Annotated in this window: 16 protein-coding genes; 6 read left to right on the top strand and 10 right to left on the bottom strand. The window is 70.8% G+C overall.

What is annotated here, in order from left to right; all coding sequences use genetic code 11:
• Nucleotides 1-42 precede the first annotated feature (42 nt).
• From ACT54X_RS16145 to ACT54X_RS16135, 3 genes are all read right to left on the bottom strand, one after another.
• The gene (locus ACT54X_RS16145; protein WP_476347481.1) at nt 43-1,059 is read right to left on the bottom strand and encodes an ABC transporter substrate-binding protein; all 1,017 of its coding nucleotides are present in this window, start codon (nt 1,057-1,059) and stop codon (nt 43-45) included.
• Nucleotides 1,060-1,256: 197 nt separating this feature from the next.
• On the bottom strand, nt 1,257-2,267 hold the full coding sequence (locus tag ACT54X_RS16140) for an ABC transporter substrate-binding protein (RefSeq protein WP_294370980.1): 1,011 nt from the start codon (nt 2,265-2,267) through the stop codon (nt 1,257-1,259).
• A 111-nt stretch (nt 2,268-2,378) separates the two neighbouring features.
• Nucleotides 2,379-3,272, bottom strand: a complete 894-nt coding sequence (locus ACT54X_RS16135) for a TauD/TfdA dioxygenase family protein (RefSeq protein ID WP_476347480.1) — start codon at nt 3,270-3,272, stop codon at nt 2,379-2,381.
• Nucleotides 3,273-3,569: 297 nt separating this feature from the next.
• On the opposite strand from ACT54X_RS16135, the gene ACT54X_RS16130 reads away from it, so the two are divergent.
• Entirely contained in the window at nt 3,570-4,538 is a 969-nt protein-coding gene (locus ACT54X_RS16130) for a sulfonate ABC transporter substrate-binding protein (RefSeq protein WP_476347479.1), read from the top strand.
• 84 nt (nt 4,539-4,622) lie between these two features.
• On the opposite strand, the gene ACT54X_RS16125 is transcribed toward ACT54X_RS16130, so the two are convergent.
• The 4 genes from ACT54X_RS16125 to ACT54X_RS16110 form a co-directional block, all read right to left on the bottom strand.
• Entirely contained in the window at nt 4,623-6,137 is a 1,515-nt protein-coding gene (locus ACT54X_RS16125) for an acetyl-CoA hydrolase/transferase family protein (RefSeq protein WP_476347478.1), read from the bottom strand.
• Nucleotides 6,138-6,272: 135 nt separating this feature from the next.
• Complete coding sequence (locus tag ACT54X_RS16120; protein ID WP_476347477.1) at nt 6,273-7,088, bottom strand: MetQ/NlpA family ABC transporter substrate-binding protein; 816 nt, start codon at nt 7,086-7,088, stop codon at nt 6,273-6,275.
• A gap of 116 nt (nt 7,089-7,204) precedes the next feature.
• Nucleotides 7,205-8,173: a tripartite tricarboxylate transporter substrate binding protein gene (locus ACT54X_RS16115; protein ID WP_476347476.1), complete on the bottom strand. Its 969-nt coding sequence runs from the start codon at nt 8,171-8,173 to the stop codon at nt 7,205-7,207.
• Nucleotides 8,174-8,247: 74 nt separating this feature from the next.
• Nucleotides 8,248-9,471 (bottom strand): acyl-CoA dehydrogenase family protein, encoded by a 1,224-nt coding sequence (locus ACT54X_RS16110; RefSeq protein WP_476347475.1) that lies wholly within the window; start codon nt 9,469-9,471, stop codon nt 8,248-8,250.
• Nucleotides 9,472-9,853: 382 nt separating this feature from the next.
• Between ACT54X_RS16110 and ACT54X_RS16105 the strand changes: the two genes are divergently transcribed.
• From ACT54X_RS16105 to nikE, 4 genes are read left to right on the top strand one after another with little or no spacing between them, the layout of a single operon-like run.
• Nucleotides 9,854-11,425, top strand: coding sequence for an ABC transporter substrate-binding protein (locus tag ACT54X_RS16105; RefSeq protein WP_476347474.1), 1,572 nt, complete (start codon nt 9,854-9,856; stop codon nt 11,423-11,425).
• Between the two features lie 13 nt (nt 11,426-11,438).
• Nucleotides 11,439-12,359: an ABC transporter permease gene (locus ACT54X_RS16100; RefSeq protein ID WP_476347473.1), complete on the top strand. Its 921-nt coding sequence runs from the start codon at nt 11,439-11,441 to the stop codon at nt 12,357-12,359.
• Nucleotides 12,356-13,243, top strand: coding sequence for an ABC transporter permease (locus ACT54X_RS16095; RefSeq protein ID WP_476347472.1), 888 nt, complete (start codon nt 12,356-12,358; stop codon nt 13,241-13,243). Before ACT54X_RS16100 ends, ACT54X_RS16095 begins: the two co-directional genes overlap by 4 nt.
• Nucleotides 13,240-14,934: a nickel ABC transporter ATP-binding protein NikE gene (gene nikE, locus ACT54X_RS16090; protein ID WP_476347471.1), complete on the top strand. Its 1,695-nt coding sequence runs from the start codon at nt 13,240-13,242 to the stop codon at nt 14,932-14,934. Before ACT54X_RS16095 ends, nikE begins: the two co-directional genes overlap by 4 nt.
• 75 nt (nt 14,935-15,009) lie before the next feature.
• Here nikE and ACT54X_RS16085 read toward each other — a convergent pair whose 3' ends face one another.
• The gene (locus tag ACT54X_RS16085) at nt 15,010-16,230 is read right to left on the bottom strand and encodes an MFS transporter (protein WP_476347470.1); all 1,221 of its coding nucleotides are present in this window, start codon (nt 16,228-16,230) and stop codon (nt 15,010-15,012) included.
• Between the two features lie 55 nt (nt 16,231-16,285).
• On the opposite strand from ACT54X_RS16085, the gene ACT54X_RS16080 reads away from it, so the two are divergent.
• Nucleotides 16,286-17,254, top strand: coding sequence for a LysR substrate-binding domain-containing protein (locus ACT54X_RS16080; protein WP_476347469.1), 969 nt, complete (start codon nt 16,286-16,288; stop codon nt 17,252-17,254).
• A 61-nt stretch (nt 17,255-17,315) separates the two neighbouring features.
• On the opposite strand, the gene ACT54X_RS16075 is transcribed toward ACT54X_RS16080, so the two are convergent.
• Entirely contained in the window at nt 17,316-18,659 is a 1,344-nt protein-coding gene (locus ACT54X_RS16075; protein ID WP_476347468.1) for an LLM class flavin-dependent oxidoreductase, read from the bottom strand.
• Nucleotides 18,656-19,888: an acyl-CoA dehydrogenase family protein gene (locus tag ACT54X_RS16070; RefSeq protein WP_476347467.1), complete on the bottom strand. Its 1,233-nt coding sequence runs from the start codon at nt 19,886-19,888 to the stop codon at nt 18,656-18,658. Before ACT54X_RS16070 ends, ACT54X_RS16075 begins: the two co-directional genes overlap by 4 nt.
• Nucleotides 19,889-19,897: the final 9 nt, after the last annotated feature.

Raw genomic sequence — 19,897 nt, 5'->3', positions numbered from 1 at the left:
GGGTCGTCCGGGGGCGGGTGGGTGGCAGGGTGGGCAGCAGCATCAACTGCCCGGCCGGCTCCACGCTTCCTCGAAGAAGAAGTCCTTCCACGAGGCCGCCTGGTTGCGCAGCACGCCCAGCTTGAACAGCGCGTCGGCATAGACCTGGCTGCGCTGCGGCGAGACGGTGAAGTCGTTCTCCGGGTCCTCGACGATGCGCCGCACCAGGGCCGGGTCGAGCCGGGAGTTCTGCACGCGGATGAAGATGTCGGCCGCGGCAGCCTTGTCGGCCTTGACGAATTGCTCGGCCTCCACCAGCGCGTTGTAGAAGGCCTTGTAGACGGCGCGGTTCTCGTCGCGGTACTTCTGCGTGGTGTAGAGCACGTTGAAGGTGGCCGGCCCGCCCAGGATGTCGTAGCTGCTGATCACCTTGTGCACCGCCGGGTTGGCGGCCAGGGCCTGGTAGTAGAAGGGCGCGCTGGAGAAATGGGTGTTGACCTCCGAGCCGCCCTTGATGAGCGCGGCCGTCGCATCCGGATGCGGCAGGCTGACGGAGATGTCGTCCAGGCGCTTGAAGTTCTCGCGGCCGAGCACGCGCGCGGCCTCGATCTGCAGCACGCGCGACTGGAAGCCCACGCCGGCCGCAGGCACCGCGATGCGGTCCTTGGGGCCCAGGTCCTTCAGCGTGCGCACCTGCGGGTTGTTGCTCAGCAGGTAGTTGGGCAGCGCGCCCAGCGCAGCCACCGCCTTCACGTTCTGGCGCCCCTTCGTGCGGTCCCACATCGTGAGCATGGGCGGCACGCCGGCCGAGACGATGTCGAGCGAGCCGGCCAGCAGGGCCTCGTTCATGGCCGTGGCGCCCGAGATGGAGGACCACTCCACCTCGACCACGGGCACGCCCAGGGCCTTGGCGTGCTTCTCGATCAGCTTGCGGTCGCGCACCACGTCCAGCAGCAGGTAGCCGATGCCGAACTGCTGCGCGATGCGGATGCGCCCTTCGGCGCGGGCCGCCATGGCGCCCAGGCCGAGCGCAGCGGCGGCGCCGGCCTTGAGGAGGTCCCGGCGATGAAGCACGTTCATATCAGTTCTCCGTGCTGCTGCCTGCCACCCGCAGAGCGTGAAACTGGTACGGGGCCGAGGATCGAACGGCCGCGGAGCAGGGCAAGCCAGGGCACCCGAGGAACTGGCTTTGCCAGGCCTCTGGGTGCGCCCCCCTCCAAGCCGAAGGCGACAGAGAGGGGGGAGCCGCGAAGCGGCATGGGGGGTGTTTCTTCATTTCAGTTCGATTGGGCGTTCAGCACGTCGTCGAAGAAATAGTCCTTCACCGACTGCGGCTGGTTCTTGATGGCGCCCACGCGGTGCATGAACTGGCCCAGCGCCAGCGTGTTCTGCGGCTCGGTCTTGAACTGCACCTCGGGGTTCCTGATGATCTTCAGCAGCAGCGCGCGGTCGGTCTTGGTGCCGCTGGCCTTCAGGTAGATGTCGGCCGCCTGCTCGGGCTGGCTGCGGATGAACTGGGCCGCCTCGTCCAGCGCGGCGACGAAGGCCTTGTAGGTCTTGGGGTTCTCGGCCCTAAATTTCTCGGTGGCGTACAGCACCGTGGCCGACGAGGGGCCGCCGAGCACGTCGTAGGAATTGAGCACGATGCGGGCGTTGGGGTTGCCGGCCAGTTCCTGCTCCTGGAAGGGCGGGTTGCCGAAGTGGCCCGTGATCTCGGTGCCACCCTTGATGATGGCCGCGGCGGCATCCGGGTGCGGCAGCGCGACGCTGATCTTGTCCAGCCGCGCGAAGTCCTTGTCGCCCCACAGCTTGGCCGAGGCCAGCTGCAGCACGCGCGACTGCACCGACACGCCGACGGCCGGCAGCGCGATGCGGTCCTTGTCGGTGAAGTCGGCAATGGACTTCACGTTCGGATTGTTGGTGACCAGGTAGTAGGGAAAGTTGCCCAGCGAGGCCACGCCCTTGACGTTCTGGCGGCCCTTGGTGCGGTCCCACAGCGTGAAGAGCGGGCCGACGCCGGCGCCCGCGACGTCGATGCTGCCCGACAGCAGCGCGTCATTGACCGCCGAGCCGCCCGACAGCTGCAGGAACTCGACCTTGGCGTCGATGCCTGCGGCCTTCGCGTGCTTCTCGATGAGCTTCTGCTCTTGCGCCACGTTCAGCAGCAGGTAGACGATGCCGAACTGCTGGGCGATGCGGATCTGGCCCTCGGCATGGGCGGCCAGCGAGGCGGTGGCCAGGCCGGCAGCGGTGAGCAGGGCGGCCAGGCGGCGGGTGATGGGTGTCATGGGCTTCCTCTCCAGGATGTGGTGGGCGCGGGATTTCTGCGGAAGCCGGACCCGTGGTCGTCTTCCTGTCCGTGTCGCCCGGGCGAGGCGGCCGTCGGGCCGCCAGGGTGATCAGAAGGGCTGGTCGCCCTCGATCGTGGTGCGGTAGAGCTTGCGCGGCAGGTGGTCGGGGGTGCCGGCGGCCAGGTGCGTGACCGAGCGGTTGTCCCAGAACACCATGTCGTGCGGCTGCCATTGATGGCGGTACTGCAACGCGGGCTGCGTGCTGTGGGTGAACAGCTCGGCCAGCAGGGCCTGGCTCTCGTCCTCGGGCAGGCCCACGATGCGGGTCGTGAAGTGCTCGCTGACGAAGAGCGCCTTGCGGCCCGTCTCGGGGTGGGTGCGCACCACTGGATGCACGACGGGCCTGACCTCGTCGAGCTGCGCGGCCGTGAGGGCCGGACGCCAGGGGCTGCGGGCCCGCAGCTCCTCGTACTTGGCCAGGTAGCTGTGCTCGGCCTGCAGCGTGGCCACGCGGGCCTTCAGCGCCTCGGGCAGCGTGTCCCAGGCGGCATGCTGGTCGGCGAAGAGCGTGTCGCCACCTTCGGCCGGAAGCACCTGCGCATGCAGCAGCGAGCCGAGGCTGGGCTTTTCCTTGTACGACAGGTCCGAGTGCCAGAAGTGGCCGGCATCGCCCAGCCCGATGGGCGCGCCGTTCTCCTTGATGTTGGAGACGATCAGCACCTCGGGATGGCCGGCGAGCTGGAACTTCTTCTGCACATGGATCTGCAGCGGCCCGAAGCGGCGGCTGAACGCCACGTGCTGGGCCGGCGTGATGCGCTGGTCGCGGAAGACGAGCACCGGATGCGCCAGATGGGCGCGCCGCAGGCGGGCGAAGTCCTCGTCCAGCAGCGGCCGGCCGAGGTCGAGTCCCACCACCTCGGCGGCAAAGCTGCCGGGCAGGGGCCGGATGTCGAATTCCTGGAGAAGTGAGTGGGCGTCGTCGAGAAGGGCGTGAGCGGTCATGGCGGGGCTGTCGGTGTCGGCGCCACCGGCGTGGTGGCGATGGACAGGACTCTAGGGACGCGCCTTCGAAGCGGGAACGACAGAGTTCTCGCTTGTAAACAAGGGAATCATCTAAGGCGGAAAACGACGTTGCTTATGCGGCCAGCAAGCAAGGCCGTCGAGGGGCGGAGCCGGCTCTTCGGCGCCACACCGCCTTGCTCGCTTTGCGAATAAGGACCTGAGAACTGCGCGTTTCCCAAGCAAGGCAGGCGGCCCAAGAATCCGCTTCCCTTCCTTGCTGCGAGCGCCTGTTCCGACATGACTTTCCCGCTTCCCCTTTCCCGCCGTCGCCTGCTGCAGGTGGGCACTGCCGCTGCGGGCGGCGTGGCCTTCGCTGGCGCACCCGCCTTCGCCCAGTCCGCTTCGCGCGAGCTGCGCATCGGCAACCAGAAGGGCATCCTGAGCCTGCTCAAGGCCCGCGGCACGCTGGAGCAACGGCTGGCGCCGCTGGGCGTCAAGGTGAGCTGGACCGAGTTCACGGCCGGCCCGGTGCAACTGGAAGCGCTCAACGTGGGCTCCATCGACTTCGGCGATGTCGGCGAGGCGCCGCCGATCTTTGCCCAGGCCGCAGGCGCGCCGCTGGCCTATGTGGCGGCCACGGTGCCGCGGCCCGCGTCGGAGGCGGTGCTGGTGCCCAAGGATTCGCCCATCCGCAGCGTGGCGGACCTCAAGGGCAAGCGCGTGGCCTACAACAAGGGCAGCAACGTCCACTACTTCCTGGTCAAGCTGCTGGAGAAGAACGGCCTGGCCTACGGCGACGTGCAGTCGGTCTTCCTCCCGCCGGCCGATGCGCGGGCGGCCTTCGAGAAGGGCTCCATCGACGCCTGGGTGATCTGGGACCCCTTCCTCGCCGCCGCCGAAAAGACGCTGGGCGGCCGCATCCTGGCCGATGCCACGGGCGTGGTGGGCAACCGGGCCTACTACTTCTCGTCGTTGCCCTATGCCGAGAAGAACCGCGACATCACCAAGGTGCTGATCGAGGAGATCTCCCGCATCGACAACTGGGGCGCGGCCAACCGCGATGCCTTCTCGGCCGAGCTGGCGGCCATCTGGGGCCTGCCCAAGCCGGTGGTGGACACCACCTTTGCTCGCGTGCAGTTCGGCACCGGTCCCATCACCCGCGCCATCCTGGCCGAGCAGCAGCAGATCGCCGACACCTTCTACGCGCTCAAGCTCATCCCGAAGCCGATCAAGGTGCTGGAGGCCGCGGCCTCCGGGCTTGCCTGATCTGCGGACGGGGCACCGCGCGCGGCCAACGGCAGCTGGACGCCGGGGCCGGCCTTCGATGCCGCGAGCGCGAAGAAACAGCGCCTACATGTGCCCTTCGCGCAGGTAGCGCGTGTGCCAGGAGAAGGCCTCGTCCAGCATGTGCGGCGTGTGCTGGCCGGGGGCGTGCAGCGCGGCGCGGGCCACGTAGTCGCGCAGCGCCGGCCGGTAGTCCGGATGGGCGCAGCGCTCGATGATGCACTGCGCCCGCTGCCGCGGCGACAGGCCGCGCAGGTCGGCCAGGCCCTGCTCGGTCACGATGACCTGCACGTCGTGCTCGGTGTTGTCCACGTGGGAGGCGAAGGGCACGATGCAGGAGATGGCCCCGTCCTTGGCCACCGAGGGCGTGACGAAGATCGACAGGTAGGCGTTGCGCGCGAAGTCGCCCGAGCCGCCGATGCCGTTCATGATCGACGAGCCCATCACGTGCGTGGAGTTGACGTTGCCGTAGATGTCGGCCTCGATCATCGCGTTCATGGCGATGGTGCCCAGGCGGCGGATCACTTCGGGGTGGTTGCTGATCTCCTGCGGGCGCAGCACGATGCGGTCGCGGTAGGCCGCCGCATCGGCGTTGAAGCGCTCGGCCACGGGCTGGCTCAGCGACAGCGCGGTGGCCGAGGCCTGGGCCAGCGTGCCCTTGTCGAGCATGGCCAGCATGCCGTCCTGCAGCACCTCGGTGTACGCGGACATGCCTTCGAAGGGGCCTTCGTTCAGGCCGGCCAGCACGGCGTTGGCCACGTTGCCCACGCCGGACTGGATCGGCAGCAGCGTGCGCGCCGGCAGGCGGCCGTGGGCCACCTCGTGCTGCAGGAAGTCGATGATGTGTCCGGCAATGGCGCGCGACACCGCATCGGGCGTCGCGAAGGCATTGTTGCGGTCGGGCTGGTGGGTCTCGACCACGGCGACGACCTTCGACAGGTCGCAGCGCAGGTAGGGCTCGCCGATGCGGTCGCCGGCGCCCACCAGCGGGATCGGCACGCGGTGCGGCGGCAGCCGGGTGCCGTAGTACACGTCGTGCATGCCCTCGAAGCCGTCGCTGAACCAGCCGTTGACTTCCAGGATGATGCGCTCGGCCTGGTCCAGCCAGGTCTTGTTGTTGCCGATGGACGAGGACGGAATGAGGCGGCCGTCGGGCAGCACCCCCGCGACCTCGACCACGGCGGTGTCGATCCTGCCCAGGAAGCCGAACCAGGCCTGCTGCGCCACGTGGCTCAGGTGCATGTCGGTGAAGTGCATGCGCCCGCTGTTGATGAGCTTGCGCAGCGTGGGGTCGGACTGGAAGGGCAGCCGCATCTCGATGCCGTCGACCGCCGCCAGCGCGCCGTCCAGTTCGGGGCCGGTCGATGCGCCGGTCCACAGGCCGATGCGGAAGCCCTCGCCGCGCGCATGGGCCTCGCCGATGCGCCGCGCCAGGGCCTGCGGCACCGCCTTGGGGTAGCCGGCCCCGGTGAAGCCGCTCATGCCGATGTTGGCGCCCGGCGGCACCAGGGCGGCGGCCTCGTCGGCCGAGACCACGCGCGAGGCGAGCAGGGGGTTGAGGATGCGGCCGGACGCGGGCATGGGACGGGACTCCAGGAAGGCTGAATGACGAACGCCGCACGGCGGCGTGGCCATGCGGCGGCAGAGGGGCAGCAGTCTAGCCCTCGGCCCTGGCGCGTGTGTCGGCCGGGACGTCCAGGCGCGCACGGGGCGGCGTCAGAACGCCGGGATCAGCGCGCCCTTGAAGGTGGTCTCGATGAACTGCCGCACCTCGGCCGACTGATAGGCCGCCACCAGCTTCTTCGCCCAGGGCTTGTCCTTGTCAGCCCGGCGCACCGCGATCAGGTTGGCATAGGGGCCCTGGGGCGACTCCTTGATGACCGCATCGCGCACGAAGGACAGGCCCGCCTTCTCGGCGTAGTCGTTGTTGATCGAGGCGATGGTCAGGTCGTCCAGCGAACGCGGCAGCTGCGCGGCGTCCAGCGGCACCAGCTTGAGCTTCCTGGGATTGGCCGTCACATCCAGCGGCGTGGCGGTGTTGTTCTTGACGGCTTCGGGCTTGAGTGTGAGCAGGCCGGCCGACTGCAGCAGCAGCAGCGCGCGGTTGCCGTTGGACGGGTCGTTCTGGATGCCCACCGAGGCGCCCTCGGGCAGCTCCTGCACCGACTTGATCTTGCGCGAGTAGAAGCCCAGCGGCGCGGTGATCGTCAGGCCGACGGGCACGATGTCGTAGCCGCGCGACTTGATCTGGTTGTCCAGGAAGGGCTGGTGCTGGAAGGCGTTGGCGTCCAGGTCGCCGGCGGCCAGCGCCGCATTGGGCAGCTGGTAGTCGCTGAACACCACGACCTGCACGTCGAGGCCGTCACGGGCCGCAACCTTCTTGACCACCTCGAAGATCCTCTCGGCGTTGCCGACCGAGATGCCGACCTTGATGGCTGCCTTGTCCTGGGCATGGGCGGCAGGCACGAGGGCGCCGAGGGAGAGGAGCGAGAGCGCGGCGATGGCGGCACGGCGGCCGAGGAAGAGCGGCATGAAGCAGGGGAAAGCAGAGCGTGCGAACACGGGGTCGCCACTGTGCTTCGCTTTGCGCCATGCACCAACGAATCAAAACGCATGTCGATAGCCGCGGCGCGCATGGCGGCTGCCGGCTACTCCACGTCGATGCGCACCCCGCTGTCCACCAGCGCGCGCAGCTTGCGCGACTCCCCGTCCAGGAAGCTGGCGAACTGCTGCGGCGTGCCGGGGGACAGCTGCAGGCCCGTTTCGGCAATCGCGGCGCGTACACCCGGATCGTCGAGCGCGCGCCGGATGTCGGCGTTGATCCTCAGCGTCAGCGCCTCCGGCACGCCCGAAGGCAGCAGCATGCCGTACCAGGTGGCATAGAGCAGGTCCACGCCCTGCTCGCGGAAGGTGGGCACGTCGGGCGCGGCCGGATGGCGCTGCGGCGCCGCGATGGCGATGGCGCGCAGCTGGCCCGCGCGGGCCAGCGGCATCGATGACGTCCCGTCGAAGATGCCGTCCACCACGCCGGCGATCACATCGTTCTTGGCGGGTGCCGCGCCGCGGTAGGCCACGTGGGTGATGCGCGTGTCCAATGCCCTGGCGAACAGCTCCAGCGCGATGTGCGGACTCGACGCATTGCCCGACGACGCCAGGCGCAGCCGGTCAGGCCCCGAACGCGCAAGCGCCACCACGTCGGCCAGCGACTTCATCGACGAGCGTCCCGAGACGAACAGGATCAGCCCGTTCGCGCCGATCTGCACCAGCGGCCTCAGCGCATCGGCCGCGTAGGGCATGCTGCTGCGGAGGATCGGGTTCGAGGTATAGGCATAGGCGGTGAGCAGCAGCGTGTGCCCGTCCGCGGGCGCCTTGGCCACGTACTGCGTGCCGATCAGCGTGCCGCCCCCGCCCCGGTTCTCGACCAGCACAGGTTGGCCCCAGATGACGGAGAGCCGGTTGGCGATCACGCGGGCATGCACATCGGTCGGCCCGCCGGCGGCGTAGGGCACGACGAGGGTGACGGGGCGGCTCGGGAAGGGCGTCTGCGCGTGCAGTAGCGCAGACGCAGGCAGGAGCGCGGCGCCGCCCAGTGTGCGCAACAGGTCGCGTTTGTTCATGGCGCCCCAGTGTGGGCGCGCCCCGCAGCGGCGGCGCGCCGGCCGCCGAAAAGCAGCTTTGCGCGATCCGCCGCTCAGCCCGCCGCCGTGCCCACCGACCAGTAGAAGGTGGGCCGGCTGCCGTTGAGCGCGTGGTCGCCGATGGCGCGGGCCTTGTAGATGGACGGGTTGTGCGAAGCCAGGGTGCGTGCGTTGCGCCAATGGCGGTCCAGCCGCAGGTCTTCGTTCAGCGCGCTGGCGCCGCCCACGTCGAAGAGGCGTGTCGCCGCGTTGAGCACCGCGTCGGTGGTGGCCACCTGCGCATGGCTGGCGCGCAGTTCCACGTCCACCAGCAGCGACTCGGGCACCGGCTCGCCGCGACGGCGCAGGCGGTCGACATCGCCGAGACCGCGCGCCACGTCCTGTGCGGCCAGGCGGCCGAGCCAGGCCGCGTTGGCCAACTGGCCCACCACCTGCTGCACCAGCGGGTCCTCGCGTGGCGACGCCGCGCTGCCATGGCTGAAGCTGCGCCGGCGTGCCTGCACGAAGGCCGCGGCGTCACGCACGATGGCCTGGGCGATGCCCGCCAGCGTGGCGATGTGCACCAGCTGGAAGACGGCCGTCTGCGACGTGGCGCCCTGCGCCGGGAACTGCAGCACCTGGTCGTCGGGCACTGGCACGCGATGCAGCCGGGTGGTGCCCGAAGCCGTGAGCCGCTGACCGAAGCCGCGCCAGTCGTCGATGCGCTCGACGCCGGCCGCATCGGTGCGCACCAGGGCCAGTGTTCGCCAGCCTTCGCGTGCCTCGGGGCCATCGATGCGGGCCGTCACGCCCACCCAGTCGGCATAAAGCGTTCCGGTGCTGTAGAACTTCTCGCCTTCGAGCAGCCAGTGCCCGCCTTCGCGGAACAGCCGGGTCTGAAGGCGGCCGAGCTGGCCCTCGCCCGCCTCGGTGGTGGCGTTGCCGAAGATGGCACCGTCGGCCACGCGCCGCAGCCACGGCGCACGCTGGTCTTCCTCGATCTCGGAGAGAAGCCGTTCGACGAAACCGAAGTGCGCACGCAGTGCCTGCACGAGGTTGGAGTCCGCCGTGCCGAGTTCGATCAGCAGGTCGAACAGCTGCTCCGGGCTGGCGCCCAGGCCTCCGTGCTCGCGCGGCACGCGCAGGGCGCCGAAGCCGGCCTGCCGCAGCGTGTCGATGGCATCGTGCGCCAGCCGACGCTCGTGCTCGCGCCGCGGGGCGGCCTCGGCGATCTGCTGGAAGAGGGGACGGAAGCGCTGTGCGAGCGTGTCGTAGTCGGGAAGATCGGGCAGGGACATGGGAGGCAAAGGTCGACCGGTGCGCCGCGCCTGCCGCCTGATCGGGCAGCCATGCGCGCGCCGGGCCATGGCGACAAAGGGCGCAAGCCTAGGAGCGCGGCACGCCATCGCCAACGATGCTTTTCGTGTTTGCTTGCTGCTCCGGCGCATAAGGCGACGGTGCCTTGGCACTGTTCATGAACCAAGGATGCTTCTGCGAAAGCCTTCGTTGGCCGAGCCGGCCTCGCTTCAAACAATCGCGGCCTTTCGATGCAGCCCGTCGTGGCTGCGCATTCCCTATCCTGTCTTACGGTCGCAGGTCTCCATGCCCTTCTTTCCTCCTCTCGTTCATCGGCGTCCTGGCGTGTCGGTCCTGCGGGCCGGCACAGGCGCAGCGATTCTGGTGGCCGCCGCAGGCGCCTTCGCCCAGGCGCCGCGCAGCGGCGGCGAGATCGCCTTCGGCGTGACCACCGACCCCATCTGCTTCAACCCGCACCGCTCGTCGCAGCAGAACTCCTACATCCTGATCCGCAACTACATCGACTCGCTCGTCGCCAAGGGGCAGGGCGGCAAGTTCCTGCCCTGGCTGGCGCGCGAATGGTCGGTCTCGGCCGATGGGCGCACCTACCGCTTCAAGCTCAAGCCGGGCATCGTGTTCCACGACGGCACGCCGCTCGATGCCGAGGCCGTGAAGTTCAACCTGGACTTCGTGCGCGACACGCGCAACACCAACGGCTCGGGCGAGCTGCTGCGGGCGGTGGACGAGGTGCAGGTGATTTCGCCCACCGAGGTCCAGCTCAAGCTGTCGCGGCCCGATTCGAGCCTGCTGGAGTCCATCGCCAGCGTGCGGCTGGGCCTGATCTCGCCCAAGTCGCTGCGCTCGGGCGACGGGCTGTGCGGCGGCGGTCCGGCCCTGGCCGGCAGCGGGCCCTTCGTGTTCGAGAACTACACGCGCGGCCAGTCGGCCACCTTCGTGCGCAACCCGCGCTACGACTGGGCGCCGGGCTATGCGACCCACCAGGGGCCCGCCTACCTCGACAAGGTGACGGTGCGCTTCCTGCCCGAATACGCGGTGCGCGCGGGCGCCCTCAAGTCGGGCCAGGTGGACGTGATCGAGGGCGTTCAGCCCACCGACATCGGCCTGTTCAAGGACCAGCCGGGCTTCCAGTTCCTGGTCGGGCCGGCCGGCGCGCAGACGGCCTTCACGCTCAACATCAACTACACCATCGCGCCGGCCACCGACGTGCGGGTGCGCCGTGCGCTGCGCGACGGCGCCGACATCGACGCGCTGGTCAAGAGCGTCTACCGCGGCACCTACCGCCGCGCCTGGTCCAACATCGGGCCGGACAACTACTTCTACAACAAGACGCTGGAGGGCCGCTGGCGCTTCGATGCCAAGGCCGCCAACCGCGCCCTGGACGAGGCCGGCTGGACGGGCCGCGATGCCGAGGGCTTCCGCACCAACAAGGAGGGGCAGCGCCTGGCCATCGAGGTCGGCTATCCGCAACCCTTCGTGCGCGACAACCGCGAGGTGCTGATCCAGGGCCTGCAGGCGCAGCTGCGCAAGAACGTGGGGCTGGACCTGCGCCTGCGCTTCATCACCGCGGGCGAATGGGCCCAGCAGCTGCAGAAGGGCACCTGGACCATCTATCCCAACACCTACCTGCCGGCCGATGCGGCGCAGGAGCTGCAGGGCAACATCGGCGACGGCGGCTTCATCCGCGCCGTGGCCGACAAGGGCGACAAGGTGCTGTTCGGCTACATCAACGATGCGCTGGCCTCCACCGACCCGGCGCAGAAGAAGAAGCTGGTGGACGAGGCCCAGCGCCATGCGGTGGACGAAGCCATCATCGTGCCGCTGTTCGCGGCCAACTACCAGCTTGCCGCCAAGAGCACGGTGCGCGGGCTCTCGTTCGAGACGCAGCTCGACTCGCCGTCGAACTTCCACGACGTGTGGCTGGCCGCGGCGCCCTGAGCGGCTGACCCCCATGTGGCGCATCGTCTTCTCCCGTTTGGCCACCGGCCTGCTGGTGGCCTGGGGCAGCACCACCGCGGCCTTCATTGCGCTGCATGCCCTGCCGGGCGAGGTGCAGGACATCCTGGCGGGCGACCTGGACTACCCGGGCCTGCGCGAGGCCATCGCGACCGAATGGGGCCTGGACCGCAGCCTGGGCGCGCAGTACCTGGCCTTCCTCGGTCGCATCGCGCAGGGCGACTTCGGCAGCTCGTACGCGCTGCGGCAGCCGGTGGCCGGGCTGGTGGCCTCGCAGGTCGGCCCGACCGTCGAGCTGGCGCTGGCGGCCGGGCTGATCGCGCTGGTGCTGGCCGTGCTGGTGGGCAGCCTGACGGCCGGGCCGGGGCGCCGCGGCCGCCGCGTGGCCGGCACGCTGGAGCTGGCCTTTGCCTCGACGCCGGTGTTCTGGCTGGGCATCCTGCTGCTGATCGGCTTCTCGTTCACGCTGCCGTGGTTCCCGGTGTCGGGCGCGGACGGCTGGCGCTCGCTGGTGCTGCCGGCGCTGGCCCTGGCGCTGCCCACGGCCGGCCTGCTGGCCCAGGTGCTGCGCGAGGCCATGGACAAGGCCCTGGAGCAGCCCTTCGTCGTCACCGTGCGGGCCCGCGGCCTGGGCGAGGCGGCCGTGCGTCTTCGTCATGTGCTGCGGCATGCCGCGCTGCCGCTGCTCACGCTGGGCGGCTGGATCATCGGCGGTCTGCTGGGCGGCGCCGTGATCACCGAGAAGGTGTTCGGCCGGCCGGGCCTGGGCACCGTCACCCTCAACGCGGTGCTCAGCCACGACGTGCCGGTGGTGCTGGCCGTGGTGCTGCTGGCGGCCTTCGTCCATGTGGTGGCCTCCACGCTGCTGGATCTGCTGGCCCTGCTCATCGATCCCCGTCTGGCGTCTTCCTCATGAGTGCGCTTCCCGATCTTCTTCTGCCCCGTGCCCGTGTGGACGCGCCGCGGCGTGTCGTCGGGCGGCTGCGCCGTCCCTCTGCCACGGCCGTGGCCGTGCTGCTGTCGGCCGCGTTCCTGATGCTTCTGGCGGTGGCGGCACTGGCGCCGCGCTGGCTCACGCCGCACGATCCGTTGGAGGGCGACTTCCTGGCTGTGCTGCAGCCGCCTTCGGCCGAGCATCCCTTTGGCACCGACCGGCTGGGCCGCGACGTGCTGGCGCGCACCGTCCATGGGGCCCGCTACTCCCTGGCCATCGGCCTGGGCAGCACCGCGCTGGCCGTGGGCGTGGGCGTGCTGCTGGGCCTGCTGGCGGGCCAGCGCCATCGCTTGGCCAACGAGGGGCTGTCCCGCGTGTTCGACGTCATCTCCTCCTTTCCCGGCGTGCTGCTGGCGATGCTGGTGGTGGTCTTCCTGGGGCCGGGCCTGGCCAACATCGCCATCGCCGTGGGCATCGCCGGCATTCCCAAGTTCGGCCGCGTGGTGCGGGCGCAGACGCAGCTCGTGCTTCGCGCCGACTATGTGACCCAGGCCGTCATCTACGGCCGCAGCCGCTGGCAGGTGTTCCTGGGCCATCTGCTGCCCAATGTGCTGGTGGCGGTGCCCGTGACGGCCACGGTGCACGTCGGTACAGCCATCCTGGCGGCTTCGGGGTTGAGCTTCCTTGGCCTGGGACCACAGCCGCCCACGCCCGAATGGGGCGTGATGCTGGCCGAGAGCCGCGACGTGCTGCGCGTGGCCTGGTGGCCCGGCGTGTTCCCCGGCGTGGCGATCACGCTCACCGTGGTGGCCTTCACCGTGCTGGGGCAGGCGCTGCAGCGGCGCTTCGAGGGGCGGTCGTCATGAGCGTTGAAGCACAGGCGGCGACACCGCTGGTGGACGTGCGCGGCCTGCAGGTGCGCTTTCCCGCCGCGGGCGGCCTGCGCACCGTGGTCGAGAGGCTGGACCTGCGCATCGAGGCTGCCGAATGCGTGGCCCTGGTGGGCGAATCCGGTTCGGGCAAGAGCGTCACCGCCCGCGCACTGATCGATCTGGCCGGCCCGGGCGCGCAGGTGCAGGCCGAGCGCTTCCTGATCGACGGCGCCGACACGCGCGCCTTCGCCGCAGCCGACTGGCGCCGCCTGCGCGGCACCTTCGCCGGGCTGGTGATGCAGGACGCGCTGGTCTCGCTCGACCCGCTGCGGCCCATCGGCGCCGAGGTGGGCGAGGTGCTGACCCAGCACCGCCTGCTGCGCGGCCGCACGGCCGTGCGCCGCCGGGTGATCGACACGCTGGCGCAGGTCGGCATGCCGGCACCCGAACAGCGCCTGCGCCAGCATGCGCACGAGCTCTCCGGCGGGCTGCGCCAGCGCGCGCTGATCGCGGCCGCCATCGCCGCCGGGCCGCGCCTGATCATTGCCGACGAGCCCACCACCGCACTGGACGCCGCGCTGCAGCAGCAGGTGATCGGCCTGCTGGCCGAGCGCGTGCGTGCGAGCGGGGCGGGGTTGCTGCTGATCAGCCATGACCTGTCGGCGGTGGCCGGCATCGCCGACCGGGTGATCGTGATGCGGGCCGGTCGCGTGGTGGAGTCGGGCCCCACCCGCGAGGTGCTGGCCTGGCCGCGCGAGGCCTACACGCGGCAACTGATCGCCGCCGTTCCCTCGGCGTCGTCGCGCGGCAGCCGGCTGGCCTCGGCCCGCTTCGTTCGCGAAGAAGCGCAGGACCAGGCGCGCGTGCACATCGAGCGCGAGCCATTGCCGCCCCGGCAACCGCCGTCCGGCGAACCGGTGCTGCGCGTGCAGGGCATCGGCAAGCGCTACCGGCGGCGCGGCCTGCGCGCACAGGCGCCCTTCGTTGCGCTGGCGGACGTGTCCTTCGAGGTGAGGGCGGGCGAGGTGCTGGGGCTGGTCGGTGCCTCGGGCTCGGGCAAGTCCACCTGTGCGCGCATCGTGCTCGGGCTGGATGAGCCCGACGCGGGCGCCGTGCAACTGCTGGGCCAGCCCTGGTCGGCCCTGCCCGAGCCGTCACGGCGCGCCTTGCGGCCGAAGCTGCAGTACATCCCGCAGGATCCCCTCAGCAGCTTCGATCCGCGCTACCGGGTGCGCGACGTGGTGGCGCAGAACCTGCCCGGGCTACGCGGCGAAGTGCGGGATGCCCGCGTGCGTGGGCTGCTGGCCCAGGTGGGCCTGGCGGCCGACCTGCTGGACCGCCTGCCGCGCACGCTCTCCGGCGGCCAGCGCCAGCGCCTGGCCATCGCCCGCGCGCTGGCGGCCGAGCCGCAGCTCATCGTCTGCGACGAGCCGGTCTCCGCGCTCGACGTCAGCATCCAGGCCCAGGTGATCGACCTCATCGGCGAGCTGCAGTCGCGCCTGGGCACGGCGCTGCTGTTCATCTCGCACGACATCAACCTGGTGCGGCATGTGGCCGACCGCGTCGTGGTGCTGGACCAGGGCCGCGTGGTGGAGCAGGGGCCGGTGGACGCGGTGCTGGCGCATCCGTCGCATGCGTACACGCGCAGCCTGCTGGCCGCCGTGCCGGCGCCGCTGGTGGGGTGAGGCCGGCGTTCCGCCCGCACGGACGTGGAGGGGCCAGGGGCGTGCCGACACAGGCAGCCCTCGCGCGCCGGGCCGCTAGACCTGCGCTTGTGCAGGAGGGTGCATGTGCGAGCGCTGTACCCAGGCCAGGGGAATGATCGCCAGGGCCGTCAGCGCGGTGGCGAAGGTCGCCGCAACGACGCCCACATGGTCGCCCAGCAGGCCGTACGCGATGGGCGACACGGCACCCGAGGCGATGGTGCCGGTGTAGAACACCGCGAAGGCGCGCTCGGTCCGATCCGGCGCGACCATGTCCGGCACGCTGCCGTAGAGCACCGACGAGGTGCCGTTGAGCATCAGCCCCAGCAAGGGCAGCAGGACCAGGGCTGGCCACAGCGGGCACAGCATCACGGCCACGATGCACGCCGCGGTTCCGCCTTCGGTGACGAGCACGGTGCCGGTCAGGCCCAGACGCTCGCCGAGCCAGCCGCAGAGGAACTTGCCCGCTGCGCCGCCGATGAACACGAGTGCCAGGGCGGTGCCCAGCATGGCTGGCGAGATGCCCTTCCTCTGCAGCAGGAAGGGCAGGAAGGTCAGCATGCCCATGCGCACGGCGGTGTCGAGCACGCCGATGGACAGCAGAAGCCGGAAGCCCGTGTTCGATGCCGGAAGGCCGCGGCCGTGCTCCTGCGCATGCCCGGCCGGCGCAGGCCGTGCCTGGGACGGGAGAAGAAGTGCAATGGCGACGGCGGCCACGAGGCCTGCCCCGGCCACCGTCCACAGCGCATGGCGCCACGGCATCCAGACCAGCAGGAAGGACATGGCGGCCGGCAGGGCAGCCTTGCCCAGATCGCCGGCGAAGTTGTAGATGCCCAGCGGACCGCGGGCGCGCCCACCGTACGCCTGGGAGACGGCGGCCGAAGCCAGGGGGTGCTGCGTGCTCGAACCGACGCCCGAGATCGCCAGTGCCACGCACAGGCCGAGCAGGCTGCCCGACAGGCCGGCGACCGCGTAGCCCAGGGCGGCCAGCAGCGTCCCCAGCGCGAGCGTGGCGCGCCGTCCGATCCATTGCGACAGCCGACCTGCCGAAAGCTGCAGACTGGCCATGGTGCCGCCATAGACCGCACGCAGAACAGCCAGGGCGCCGTAGCTCAGACCGAACTCGGTCTGCCAGAGCGGCAGCAGCACATAGATCAGGTCGGTGTAGCCGTCGTGCAGCGCATGGGCGACGCACGACGCCCAGAGCACGCGCTTCGGCTGCGACAGGGTTCGCCGTCCTTCGGCCACGTCGGCAGGGAGGAGGCGATGTGTCGTCATGGGCTCGATGCTAAGTCCGCGTGGTCTGCCTCACCACAGACATAATCTCGCGCCTATGGGGAGAAAAAGTCCCTCTTCCGTTGAGCCTGCCGAGCGCGCACCGGGCCGTGGCCAAGTGCCGCCCCTCAACGCATTGCGCAGCTTTGAAGCGGTGGCCACGCACGGAAGCTTTGCGGCCGCGGCGGTGGCGCTGAACGTGACCCATTGGGCGGTCGGCAAGCAGATCCGCCTGCTGGAGCAGTGGTTCGGCAAGCCCTTGTTCGAGCGCCGCGCGCGCGGTGTGCAGTTGACCGCCGAGGGCGCGGCTCTGTTCGCCGATGTCGGCGCCGCTTTCGACCGGCTGGCCGCGGGCTCGGCCCGGCTGCGCGAGCGCAGGCCCGCCGCGCGCGTGTCGGGAACCGTCAAGGTCAATGTGCTGGTCAGCTTCGCGTTGAGTTGGCTGCTGCCGCGACTGCCCGACTTTCACCGGCGCTTTCCGGAGGTCGACGTGCTGGTGTCGACCACCTCTCGCAAGCTGCGCTACGTGGGCGATGCCTTCGACATCGGCGTGCGGTCTGGGCCTGAGCAGGGCGCCGGCCTCGTCTCGCTCAGGCTCATGGCGGACGAGCGGCTGCCGGCCTGCAGTCCGGCGCTGCTGAGCGACCGTCCCATCGGCCACGTGGAGGATCTTCGCCAGCACACCCTTCTGCATTCCGCGAGCACCCGGGGCGCCTGGACGCAGTGGCTGCGCCAGGCCGGCGTTCCCCGGCTTCTGCCGCAGCGCCAGATGGAGTTCGAGCATGTGTTCCTGCAGCAGGCTGCCGCGGTGGAAGGCCTGGGCGTGGCATTGGTCTCCCTGCCGCTGATCCAGCGCGATCTGGCGGCCGGCCGGTTGGTGTGCCCGCTGCGCACCACCACCTGGCGTGCGCCCGACTACACCCTGGTGCTCAACATCGAACGCGAAGGCGACGCCGCGGTTTCCGCGCTGCGCGACTGGATGCTGGAGGCGGCGGCGCAGGAGCAGGGCCAGCCGGCCTCGGGGTGAAAGGGTGCACGGCCGGGGCGCCCGGAGGGCTCAGCGCCGAGCGGGGTGCTTGCCACAGCGCTCAGGCTGCCCGACGCGTCGCCTCACGCCCGGCTGGCCGCGGCAGACCCAGGTGCTCGCGCAGCGTGCGGCCCTCGTAGGCGGTGCGGAAGATGCCCCGGCGCTGCAGGATCGGCACCACGCCGTCCACGAAGTCCTGCAGTCCGCCCGGCAGCTGGTCGGGCATCAGGTTGAAGCCATCGGCCGCGCCGGCCCTGAACCAGTGCTCGATGTCGTCGGCGATCTGCTCGGGCGTGCCGACGATGACGCGGTGGCCGCCGCCGCCGGCCAGCTCGCGGATCAGCTGCCGCACCGTGAACTGGCCGCGGCGCGCATGCGCCAGGGTGGCATGGAAGAAGGTGTGGTTGCCATTGCCGCCGCCCGGCAGGGCCAGATCCTCGGGCAGGCGCTCGTCCAGCTTCAGCCGGTCCACCGGCACGCCCAGCGTCCCCGCCAGGCGGGTCAGGCTGTAGTTCCACGGGATCAGGTCCACCAGCTGGTCGCGCCGGCGGCGGGCCTCGGCCTCGGTGCTGCCGATGATGGTGGTCAGGCCGGCCAGCACCTTGACTGCGTCGGGGCCGCGGCCCAGGGCTTCGGCCCGCTGCTTCAGGCCGCGGGCGTAGTCCAGCGATTCCTCGAAGGACTGCGAGGCGCTGAACACGGCCTCGGCATGGCGCGCGGCCAGCTCGCGGCCGTCGGCCGAGGCACCGGCCTGCACCAGCACCGGCCGGCCCTGCGGCGAGCGCGGCAGGTTGAGCGGGCCCTGCACCGAGAAGAACTCGCCGCGGTGCCGCACCGGATGCACCTTGGCCAGGTCCACGAAGCGGCCCGCGGCCTTGTCGCCGATGAAGGCATCGTCCTCCCAGCTGTCCCACAGGTCCTTCACCAGCTGGGTGAACTCGTCGGCGCGGCGGTACCGCTGGGCATGGTCGGGCACGGCCTCCAGGCCGAAGTTGCGGGCCGAGGGCAGGTCGGCGGTGGTCACCACGTTCCAGCCCGCGCGCCCGCCGCTCACCAGATCGAGCGAGGCGAAGCGCCGCGCGATGTTGTAGGGCTCGTTGTAGCTGGTCGATGCGGTGCCGATCACGCCCAGGTGCGTGGTGGCCGCGGCCACGGCGGTGAGCAGCACCGTGGGCTCCAGCGCGGTGATGGGGCGGAAGTCGATCTGGTCGACGATGGCGGCGTTGTCGGCCAGGAAGATCGCGTCGAGCTTGCCGGCCTCGGCGATGCGCGCGAGGCGCACGTAGTGGTGCACGTCGATGAAGGCGTCGGGCGCGCTTTCGGGCAGGCGCCAGGCCGAGGGCACGAAGCCCGAATGCAGGGCGTTGATGTTGAGGTGCAGCTGACGGGGACGTGGGGCGGTCATTGGAAGGTTCCAGGGGCGGGCGGCTGGCCCGAAAGAAAGTGGCGGCCGACGTTGCGGACCTTGTATTCGGCCGGGTTGTGCAGGGTGTGGATGCGCACGTTGCGCCAGAAGCGGTCGAAGCCGGCGCCGCGGTCGGCGGCCAGGGGCCCGAGCGCTTCGAGCAGGCCGGCCGCGGTCTGCAGCGCGACCTCGCCGGCCAGCACGTTGGCCGCGGCGATGGCGACGGCGGCTTCGCCGCGCTCTTCGACCGTGAGATGCACGCCGCGCGCGGCGGCGGCGTCCAGGGCGCGCAGGGCGCGGTCGGCCAGCGCGGCGGCGGCGCGGGTGCGGCTCCAGAGTTCGCCCAGCAGGCGCTGCACGCCGGGGTCGTGCTGCAGCCGGCGCGACGCGGGCGCGTCCAGCAGCGTGTCGCGCGCGGTGCGCAGCGCACCCTGCGCGCTGCCGACGAAGACGTTGAGCAGCACGCTCTGCTGCAGCAGCGGCGTGACGGTGCGCCAGGGCTCGGCCGGCGCGCGGGTCGGGTCCAGCGGCGCGGGCGGGCCCAGCACTTCGTCGGCATGCACGCGCACGCCATGGAAGCTGACCCGGCCGCTGCCGGTCTGCCGCTGGCCGATGCCGTCCCAGTCGTCCTCGATCACCACGCCCGCGCGGCCAGCCTCGATGGCGGCGGCGCGGCGCTCGCCGGTGGCCGGATCTTCCCAGGCGATGGAGAGCCAGTCGGCCACGTGCGAGCCCGAGGTGAAGGGCCGGAAGCCGTCGAGCACGAAGTGATCGCCCTCGCGCCGGCCGAACAGGCTCTTGGAGAAGCTGTTGGCCGTGTTGCCCCAGAACCATTGGGCCTGCGCGGAGCGGCGCCACAGCGGCTCGACCTGGGCCGGCACCTGGCGCAGCCCCAGGCCGAGCAGGCTGACGTAGTGGTAGCCGTAGAGGTGGCCGACGGAGCTGTCCACCTGCGACAGCAGGCGTGTGATGCGCAGGGCCGTCGACCAGGGCTGCGCCTCGCCACCGACGGCCGTGGGCAGGAGTAGGGCCAGCAGGCCTTCCTGCCGCAGCAGGGCGATCTGCGCCGAGGGCCGGCCGCCGGCGCGGTCGCGCTCGGCCGCATCGCGGGCGAACAGCGGGCGCAGCGCGGCGGCGCGCGTGATGTACGGGTTGGCGCTTTCGGGCTCGAAGAGCGCGGGCGGTGCCTGTTCTTGCAAGGTGGGGTGGGGCAGGATGACGGCGCTCAAGGGAAGACC

The organism is Pseudacidovorax sp. DMC4, assembly GCF_056314265.1.
The sequence above is the reverse complement of the archived record's forward strand: the minus strand, read 5'-3'. Positions and strand labels throughout refer to the sequence as shown.